The organism is Anabaena sp. UHCC 0204 (assembly GCF_009711975.1).
GTDB lineage: Bacteria > Cyanobacteriota > Cyanobacteriia > Cyanobacteriales > Nostocaceae > Dolichospermum.
The window spans coordinates 1-4284 of record NZ_VIKW01000075.1 but is presented as its reverse complement, the minus strand read 5'-3'; the positions used below and the strand labels follow the sequence as shown (position 1 = coordinate 4284).

The window sequence follows — 4284 nt, the reverse complement described above, 5'->3', positions numbered from 1 at the left end:
ATCGGTGAATTAGTTCAGAGAATTGCTCAAACTTTTTGATCAAGTATGCTCCAGTGAACTCATTCCCGTGAGTTCCACCTACAATCAACACCCGGCGCAGTTTATTCTCAGGTTTCATTTTTGGCTCTCCAGTGGCAAATGGTTGTGTTGTCCTGAAGATATCTTGGAAAACTATGATACAATCACCTTGTTTATGCAACATTCCATGACTAAAACGTCATAATGCTGATAAAACAAGAATCTTTAGCCCTATGACTAACGCCAAACTGCCCTATCACAAATGGTCGAATTGGGATGAACTCGAACTGCGTCATCTCAAGTATGCGATCGCTGTAAACCAGAAGCAGGGATTTACCAACGCTGCTGCATATCTGGAAATAGATCAGGGATTTCTGAGTAAGCAAATAAAATGGCTGGAGAAAAAAATTGGATTTCAACTATTTGATCGCAACCAGCGCCCGTTAAAATTAACAGATGCTGGAAATCAGTTTTTGCAAGAAGCTAGTCAAATTCTGAATCAGGTTGAACGAGCAATTGAATTAGGTCAAAGATTAAGTCGTGGTGAGAAAGGACGATTAATTATAGGAATCAATACTTCCATCGCTAACAGTAAACTACCCGACATTCTCAGAGCATTTCATGAGAAATTTCCAGAAGTAGAACTGGTGTTACAGGAACTACCTTCTTATGAGCAAATTGAGAAGTTGCGAAACCAACAACTTGATTTAGGTTTCTTTCACCTCCATAATATCCAGAACAATAATGATGATGTCTTGACTTTTATGCCCGTTCTTCAAGAATCACTGGTCATTGTTTTACCTGAAAACCATCGTTTTGCAAGACGAACTAGTATTTCACTTGCAGCACTGGCAAATGAGCAATTTATCCTTCCACCACATAACCTGTTATATAATTTGCGCGAGCAAATTAATTGTCTTTGTATTGATGCAGGTTTTAAGCCAAAAGTTAGACAAGAAGCTGCATGGATATCAACTGTTCTTAGTTTAGTAGCAGGTGGAATGGGAATTTCACTACTTCCAGCTAATGTACAAAATCTTCAACGAAATGGTGTAGTTTATCGTTCTATACAAGAAAAATCTCCGATGTTAGAAATCGTTGCTGTTTGGCAAAGGGATAATGTTTCTATGATTTTAAAAAATTTCCGTGATGTGATTCGGAATTTAGCATGAATTTCTCTTTGATATTTTTCAACTCAGCATCGCTGAGTTATTTTGTGAATGAATGTGAAATCTAATTTTTTAATTGTTAATTCCGCCCTGCGCTAATAGTCATATTCACATTAAACGGCTCTTCGGTACTTGTTATGCGAAACTATTAGCTATACTCACTAAATAATTTTAAAATATGCATCAATAAATGACTAAAGATCTTGTAGGGGTTGACATATAAATAGCATTTATTATTAACTATAAATACAATCCAAATTATTTTTAGATAAACTTAAAGTTATGACTGGCAAAAGAGGTATTAAAATTCTAACAGAGATTCTGGATTTAAGCGGTGTAAAAGTTGTATCACATCGCCTTCACACCGGAATTGGAATGATTTTACTTTCTTGTTCAAGAAAAGTCGTTTGCTATCTGCCCTAAATGTGGCACAACCAGCCATAAATTACATCAAAATCATAGACATATTATTAAAGACCTCCCCTTTGGAGAAAAAGAAATATTTTTAGAAATTAATCGCCGACAGTTTAAATGTGAACAATGTAAAAAACCGTTTAGTGAAGATTTAGATTTTGTAAAAAAGAAAAGAACTTTTACAAATCGCCTGGCACATAAGACAATACAAGAAGTTTTAGAGAATGATATTCATAGTGTAGCAGCAAAAGGTATAGTAACAAAAGATGAAATAGAAAGAATGTTAAAAGACGCATCATCAGAATTACCAAACTTAAAACCTATAAATATGAAAAGGCTGGGAATTGATGAAATAGCTGTGAAGAAAGGACATGGGAATTATTGTGCAGTATTAGTAGATTTAGAGCAGAGCAAACTAATTGCAATTTTAAGCGGACGAACACAAGAAATAATCCGAGAAACCCTTATGGAATGGGGAACAGAGATTTTAGAAAATATAGAAGAAGTCAGTATAGATTTATGGAGTGGCTATAAAACTTTAGTAACAGAATTAATGCCAAATGCTCAGGTTGTAGCCGATAGATTTCATGTAATGACACAGATAAATAAAGAACTAGATACACAAAGAAAAAGAGAAAAACGGAAAGTTGAAGATTTAATCAAGAAAGCAAATACAACAGACAAATCTAAATATGAAGAAATATTAGTTGGATTGAAGAATAGTAAATATCCCTTACTTAAGAATGAAGATAAGTTAACGCAAGAGCAATTAGAGAAACTTATTCAAGTTAAAAATGTCTCCCCTATTTTGAAGGAAATGCACGAATTTAAAGAAAAGATTAGGAAAATATTTAATACTACACAGGATTGGTATACGGGAGTTTTTAAATTAGGTATGTGGTTATCGAGAGCTAAAAAATACTTTCCAAATAGCAATAATACTATTATTCGTTGGTATCAGGAAATTATAGCTTACTTTGATCATAGGACAACCAGTGGTACTGTGGAAGGAATTAATAACAAGCTTAAACTAATAAAACGTTCAGGATATGGATTTAAAAACTTTGAAAATTTCCGAATTAGATGCTTATTAAATTGGCATTTTGTTTAATAGTTTAGCATAACAAGTACCGAAGAGCCAAAAAAATTGTAAGAATATGCCTAATGATAGGCTACACTCCCCTAAAATTATCAGCACTATACATCAATTCCTCATTCACGCGCATTCATCCCACACTCCTAAGAGTGAGATGGGGGACTTCTGCTGTTTGTGTTAAAATCCAAATTACTCCCAAGGAGATAATGATAATGAATGCTGAGTTTTTCTCCTAACTATTTTAACGTCAACTCATCACGTTTAGCAGAATTAACCATCTTCACTAAAAGCTGATTCAAATAACTTTGGGCAAAAATATACAGACTATCCCAAATTTCTTGATTACGACAGATTTTCGCCCCCACCGTATTACCAGCAATTTTCTCGGAAATTAAATACTTCCGAAAATAAGTACCCCACAACTGTTGAAGAAAATCTTCAGAGAAGTCCTCAAAAGGCACAATCCAGTTATATTCTTTATCTAGAAATACCCTGTAAGATGCAACTATTGGTAACGCTAAATCTCCTGGCGCACCAAACCCAAAAGAATATTTACTGTCAGCTAATAGAGTATTTTTCCGCATATCAATAGATGCTAAATCATTGATCCCTTTTCTTTTTGGTTTGCTGATATATTCTTGAATAATTTCATACAGCCTTTGTTCTATCCACATAGCTTTAGTAAGCAGAGGCATTAGTTTGGTTAATCTTTCCCTCTCACCATCAGAAAGTTGACTAGGACTATTGCTAACAGCCGGGTGCTTACTTCTCGTATTACCTTCCGGATTGTATCTATTTCTATCCAAGCAGTTTAGTAATTTGAACAAATGGGTAACATTACAATGGGTATTTTTAGGAACACCGCTTTGGTTCTGGTAATAAGCTACTCTAAATTTTCTACTTTCTTTGAGTTCTAACTGGGCTAAATAACTTTTGATAAAGTCATAATCTCCCCTAGCATTGACCTTAGAGCGAGAATCAACAGGTGATGTGGTATTAGAGGCTAAAGCTATATCTTTGGCTTCAGTTTCTTCTAGTCCAATGTGAATAGTAATTTTGACCCGTGCTTCGCTAACGTCATATTTATAATTTTTAGCACTATCAAAAGCTAAAACTGTGTGACCACCATTGATAACGCCATCGCTTCCACCCTCAGCAGCTTCTAAAACCTCTAGTTCCAGTTGTTTTTGGTCTCTACTAGCTTTGACTTTATTGGCACACAGAACTATACCACTGTGACGCTCAAAGAATTTCTCTGGTTCGGTAGTGAGAGAGTCAAAGATTTGCCTGTATGTTGAACTTTTGCGGTTTGGTTCTCTGATGTTTGGTTCTAGAGGTAAGTCTGTAGGGAATGTATCTACATGGGCAGTAGCGATAATGCAATCAGGTTTAGCATGGAAATAATTGTCTACTTTAATAATCCAGTTTTTTGGCATGGTTGATTTTTCTTTTTAGTAATTATAAGGATAACGGGGCGCAACACAAAAAAATTACAGCATATCTCAAGTAAAAGAATTACAAAGTTAGTAGTCTGTAAAGAAGTCAGAGGTAACAGGGAACTCTTAACAGTGAAACCCACCCTTTACC

Annotated in this window: 3 protein-coding genes and 1 pseudogene; 2 read left to right on the top strand and 2 right to left on the bottom strand. The window is 35.0% G+C overall.

Annotated features, from left to right (window positions below; genetic code table 11):
- A partial coding sequence (locus FJR04_RS24550) for a succinylglutamate desuccinylase/aspartoacylase family protein (protein WP_174763582.1) occupies positions 1-118 on the bottom strand: 118 nt, incomplete at its 3' end.
- A 133-nt stretch (positions 119-251) separates the two neighbouring features.
- On the opposite strand from FJR04_RS24550, the gene FJR04_RS24545 reads away from it, so the two are divergent.
- Together FJR04_RS24545 and FJR04_RS24540 are read left to right on the top strand one after the other, a co-directional pair.
- On the top strand, positions 252-1190 hold the full coding sequence (locus FJR04_RS24545; protein WP_168499804.1) for a LysR family transcriptional regulator: 939 nt from the start codon (positions 252-254) through the stop codon (positions 1188-1190).
- Positions 1191-1469: 279 nt separating this feature from the next.
- Positions 1470-2712, top strand: a pseudogene (locus FJR04_RS24540) (ISL3 family transposase).
- A 221-nt stretch (positions 2713-2933) separates the two neighbouring features.
- On the opposite strand, the gene FJR04_RS24535 reads toward FJR04_RS24540, so the two are convergent.
- On the bottom strand, positions 2934-4133 hold the full coding sequence (locus FJR04_RS24535; RefSeq protein WP_168499801.1) for an AIPR family protein: 1200 nt from the start codon (positions 4131-4133) through the stop codon (positions 2934-2936).
- Positions 4134-4284 lie beyond the last annotated feature (151 nt).